At 70.4% G+C, this 5165-nt stretch carries 3 protein-coding genes and 1 pseudogene; 1 reads left to right on the top strand and 3 read right to left on the bottom strand.

Annotated elements, in window-relative coordinates:
• Window positions 1-148 precede the first annotated feature (148 nt).
• The 3 genes from FPZ41_RS44680 to FPZ41_RS44670 form a co-directional block, all read right to left on the bottom strand.
• A complete protein-coding gene (locus FPZ41_RS44680; RefSeq protein WP_322621530.1) occupies window positions 149-2293 on the bottom strand; it encodes a putative bifunctional diguanylate cyclase/phosphodiesterase in 2145 nt (714 codons plus the stop codon).
• Window positions 2290-3102: an SAM-dependent methyltransferase gene (locus FPZ41_RS44675; RefSeq protein ID WP_152870440.1), complete on the bottom strand. Its 813-nt coding sequence runs from the start codon at window positions 3100-3102 to the stop codon at window positions 2290-2292. Before FPZ41_RS44675 ends, FPZ41_RS44680 begins: the two co-directional genes overlap by 4 nt.
• A gap of 480 nt (window positions 3103-3582) precedes the next feature.
• Window positions 3583-4584 (bottom strand): SCO0930 family lipoprotein, encoded by a 1002-nt coding sequence (locus FPZ41_RS44670; protein ID WP_152870436.1) that lies wholly within the window; start codon window positions 4582-4584, stop codon window positions 3583-3585.
• Between the two features lie 325 nt (window positions 4585-4909).
• Between FPZ41_RS44670 and FPZ41_RS47645 the strand changes: the two are divergent.
• Window positions 4910-5165: pseudogene (locus FPZ41_RS47645) on the top strand (hypothetical protein); the annotation flags it as partial.

Below are 5165 nucleotides of genomic sequence, written 5' to 3'. Positions count from 1 at the left end.
CCCCCTGGGGGCTACCGCCCCCGCCCGGCAGGCCCGAAACCCGGGGGTCCAGGGGGCACAGCCCCCTTGGCGGGGTGAAAAGGGGCGGAGCCCCTGGGGATGGAACGGGTAGGGGCGGCAGGGGCGAAGACAACCCCCGCCCCGGCTGTCAGCCCGTCGCGTCCACCAATGCCAGGTCGTGCAGGCGCTCCGGCGGGCCCGGGCGGGCGTAGTACCAGCCCTGGGCCGTGTCGCAGCCGAGTAGGCGGAGCTGCTCGGCCTGGGCACCCGTTTCCACGCCCTCCACCGTGACCGTGAGGTCGAGGCTGTGGGCGAGGGACACGATGCCCTCGACGATCCTCAGGTCGACCGGATCCGCCGGGAACTGTTGCATGCCCCGCGTGAAGGAACGATCCAGCTTGAGGACGCTCACCGGGAGGCGACGCAGGTTGGCCAGGTTGGAGTAGCCCGTGCCGAAGTCGTCCAGGGCGATGTCGACACCCATCTCGGCCAGCCGGCGCAGCGGTTTGAGGACCTCGTCGTCGGCGCCGATCAACGCCGACTCCGTCACCTCCAGACAGAGGGCGTCCGGTTCGAGGCCCGCGCACTCCAGGATGTCCACCGTGTCCTGGACGAGGCCGGGGTGAGTGAGCTGGCAGGGCGAGAGATTGACGTTGATGCGGAGGGGGCCCGCGCCCAGCTTGTCCCTGTGCCGTTCCTGCCACTCGCGGGCCTGACGGACCGACTGCTCCAGCACCCAGCGGCCCAGCGGCACGATCAGCCCGGTGCGCTCGGCGAGCGGGATGAAACGATCCGGCCCGAGGACACCGTGCTGGGGATGCAGCCAGCGGACGAGGGCCTCGGCGCCGCGTACCGTGCCGTCCCCGAGATGGACCAGGGGCTGGTACTCGATGAAGAACTCGCTGCGGTCGAGGGCCGCGGGCAGGGCGGTGGTCAGACCGTGGCGGGTGATGGCACGGGCATCGGCCTCCGCGTCGGCCACCTCGTACCGATTGCCGCCCGCCGACTTGGCCCGGTACATCGTGATGTCCGCGCTGCGCAGCACCTCCGCCGGGCCACGCTCCCCGGCCGGGCCCTCGACGATGCCGATACTGCCGCGTACCAGGAGTTCGCGGCCGTCGATCCGGACCGGGGTGACGAGGGCGTTCATGATGCGGTCGGCGAGTTCGTCGACCTCGCTCTGGGTCTCGGGCCCGGTGGTCAGCGCCACGAACTCGTCGCCGCCGAGCCGGGCGACCATCTCGCCGGGCGCGGTCGCGCAGGACTGCAGCCGGTCGGCGACCTCCACGAGGAGCCGGTCGCCGGCCGCGTGCCCGAGGCTGTCGTTGATGGTCTTGAAGCCGTCGAGGTCGAGGTAGCAGAGGCCGAAGCGCTGGCCGTCGCCCGCCGAGAGCGCCTTCTCCAGGCGTTCGAAGAAGAGCGTCCTGTTGGGCAGTCCGGTCAGTGCGTCGTGCGTGGCCTCGTAGCGCAGGCGGAGGTTGAGCAGACGGCGCTCCGTGGTGTCCTCCATGAGCGCCAGCTGGAAGCGGGGGTGACCGTCCGCGTCGCGGAGGAGGGAGACCGTGAGATTGGTCCACAGAACCGTTCCGTCAGGCCGGTAGAACGCCTTTTCGGTGTGGTAGTGCTCGCGCTCTCCCCGGACCAGTTCCTCGTAGAGCCGGCAGACCTGGGGCGCGTCATCGGGGTGGGTCCAGTCCCGGGCGTTGCGTTCGCGCACCGTGTGCTCGGAGCCGCCGAACATGCGCAGCAGCGCGCCGTTGACCTGGAGGATGTTGCCCTCCAAGTCGGAGATGGCGATGCCGATGGCGGCGCCCTCGAAGACGGCGCGGAAGCGGGCCTCGCTCTCGTGCAGCGCCTGGGCGACCGCTCCCTGGGCGTTGAGGGCGGCCTGGGCGATGGCCTCCTGCTCGGCCAGCGTCCGCTCCCGCAGCGCCTGCGCGTATCCGGCGGCCATGGCGTGCTGCAGCCGGGAGGAACGGGCGCGCAGGTCCTCCTGGGGGCCGTCCTCGCCGCAGTACAGCACGAGATAGGCGTCCACGCAGTGGAGCGCATGGCTGAGGGCCTCGGGGTCGGTGCAGTGCGCGTCGACGAGCGCGGCACCGACCTCCTTGCCGGCGTCCACGTCGAAGTGCCTGGCCCGCAACGCCTCGCTCAACCGTCGTGCGAGGGGCAGGAGCCGCTCCTCGAACTCCACCCGGGTGAGCGACGTGGAGGTCGCCGGGAAGACCGCGCGGCTCCATATCGTCGCGAACCGGCGCAGTCTGTCCTCCGGCCCGTCCGGCTCCGCGGTCACGCCGTACGCCCCACGCCGGCGAATCCGGAGAAGGAATATGGATCCTCGTCCTCGGGTGCCGTGTCGGGCCTCCAGTTCGCCATCGGCACCAGTCCGGGTTCCACCATGTCGTACCCCTCGAAGAACCGCGCGACCTCGTCGCGCGAGCGCATGATCAGCGGGCTGCGGATGTCCTTGTACACGTCGACCACTCCCCCGGCCTGCTCGGGCGGCAGCGGGACGCCCTCGAACGCGGCGTGCGACAGCACGAGCAGGCTGCCCGACGCGAGCGCGTCGCGCAGTTCGGCCACCGCTCCGTACGGGTCGTCCGCGTCCTCCACGAAGTGCAGTATGGCAACGAGAAGCAGCGCGACTGGCCGGTTCAGGTCGATAAGACGCCCCACCTGGGGGCTTTCGAGGATGTCCCGGGGGTTGCGGAGGTCGGCCGCGACCACGTCGGCGTCCTTGTCGTCCTCCAGGACGGCCTGGCTGTGCGCGACGGCCACCGGGTCGTGGTCGACGTACACGACGCGCGCATCGGGGTGAGCCGCCCGGGCGGCCTCGTGGACGTTGCCGAAGGTGGGGATGCCGGAACCGATGTCGAGGAACTGGGTGATGTCCTCGCCGACCGCGTACCGCACGGCGCGGCGCATGAACGCCCGGTTGGCCTGCATGATCTTGGGCAGTCCCGGCATGAACTCCATGGCGTTGCGGGCCGCTTCCCGGTCGACCTCGAAGTTGTGCGAACCGCCCAGGTAGTAGTCGTTGACGCGGGCAACGGACGGCACCGTGATGTCGATGCTCCGTGGAGCCCAGGCGGGACGCTCCATCTATCACTCCAACGCGTCAGGGGTGGCGTAGGCGATCCAGTGTTCGAGTTGAGGCTACTGATCGCCCGCCAAAGGAGCGAGCCCAAACGGAAATTGACCGTCCGTTCCGGGGGACTGCCTCCGGCAAGTGCCGAATTGTCACCCCCACGAAGGAGCCACCGGGATGAGCGCGTACCGATCCGGAGCGTGCCCGGGAGGCGCGCGGAGTCACGGCCCGACGCGCGGGGCACCGAGGATTTCCGGCCGCCTCTGGGCTGTCCGGGCACGGACGGCCCGGGAATGCCAAAGGGTCCGCCCCCTCCGTGCGGTGCGGAGGGGGCGGACCGGGGATTGTGCCCTGGCTCTGTGCATCCGGCAGTTCTGACTCTCGAACACCTCCCTTCGGCCGACTACGGTGAGGGGATCATTCCTGGAGAGCCGACTCGGCCGCGCTGGACCTGGGGACCTGATCTACCTGAACTACCTGATCTGCCCGATCGTCTACTTCGGCTTGCCGAGCGCCTTGCCCTCCGGCGAGATGGCGTACCAGGTGCCGCCGACACCCTGGCCGTTCGTGTCACCCGGCTTCTTGTCACCCGCGAAGGTGTAGAGCGGCCAGCAGTCGATGCTCTGCTGCTTGAGTCCGTCCGGACGGTTCAGGACGACGTAGCCCCGGCGGCCGTCGTTCTTGTTGTCGATGCCCTTGGTGTCGGCGGCGTCGACCGGCTCGACGACCGGCCACTTCTCAAGGCACGCTCCGGTGCAGGCCGACTTCATCGGCCACGGCGTGTCCTTCTCGAAGCGGTAGACCGTCATGCCGTTCTTGTCGACGACGACCTCGCCGAGCTCGGGGTCGTTGCGGGTCGAGAGACCGGGCAGATCCCCGATCGCCTCGGCGGAGCCGGAGCCCTTGCCGCCCGCTTCGGCACCGCTGGCCGCCTTCTTGCCGTCGGGGGCCGAGGCGAACCAGGCGCCGCCCACGCCCTCGCCCTTGACGTCACCGGCCTTGGTGTCCTTGGCGTACCGGTACATGGGCCAGCCGCCGATCGTCAGCTGCTTGGTGCCGTCGGGGCGGGACACCTCGCCGATCAGCGACTTGTCGACGCCCTCGGCCGCCGTGGCGCCGGAGGCCGGGACGGGCGGCCAGGTGGTGGCGCAGTCGCCCTCGCAGGTCGTCTTCGGCGGTTCGGCCGTGTCCTTGTCGAAGCGGTAGAGGGCGAAGCCGGCGCTGTCGGTGAGGACCTCGCCGTACTTGTCGCTGTCGAGCACAGCCAGTCGGCCCGCCGCGCCCTGCGGCGCGGCGCCTTCCGGTTGCTTCGCACCGGCGCCTGCACCGGAGCCGGTGGCGGAACCACCGGCGCCCAGGTCGATACCGCCGGCCGGCTGAGAGGCGCCCACGTTCTGGCTCGACGCGCTGCCGTTTTCCTGACCGCACGCCGTCGTGAGCGCCAGCACGAACGCAGCTGTCGCTACGAGTGAGGCGTTCCGCCAGGAGGTCTTCATCGTCAACTCCCCGTGATCCTTTGGGTGTTGCAGCGCCCTGCCGCGCCGCTCGCTGGCCCTAGGTACGGAGGGAAGTGGCATGTGTGTTCAACCACTTCTCAAATTTCTTTCCGAAATCCGTGACGAGTCCCTCGCCGGGAGCGTCCGCACCTCCCTCCGGGGCCGCCCTGGTACGTCGCCGAGGTCCGAAGGCGCGGCTCGCGGGGCTCCGAAGGACGGGTTTTCGTACGGCCGATCCAGTCCGTCGCGCCTGCTTGTCCCCCGTTCGGGGCAATCACCCGGCGCTCGGGCGTGCGCGGGCGTATCAGCGCCGATGATCTCCGTCGTGCACGGACCCCAGCGGACCCGATCCGCCCTCGCCATACGGTTGTTGGCCCTGCTCACACTGACCTGGCTCGTCGTGGGAGTGCCGAGCGGAACAGCGGTCGCCACCGCCTGCGCGTACGTCTCCGCCGGCCCGGACGGCGGCGGGCTGATCGCCGTGGCGGTCGCGGGCGGCGGCACGCGCGGCGCGAGCCCGGCGAAGACGACGCCCATTCCGACACCGTCGTGTCCCCCCACGCCCACACCTACGCCAACCC

Source organism: Streptomyces acidicola (assembly GCF_009377235.1).
Lineage (GTDB): Bacteria > Actinomycetota > Actinomycetes > Streptomycetales > Streptomycetaceae > Streptomyces > Streptomyces acidicola.
This window is presented reverse-complemented; position numbering and strand designations above follow the sequence as displayed.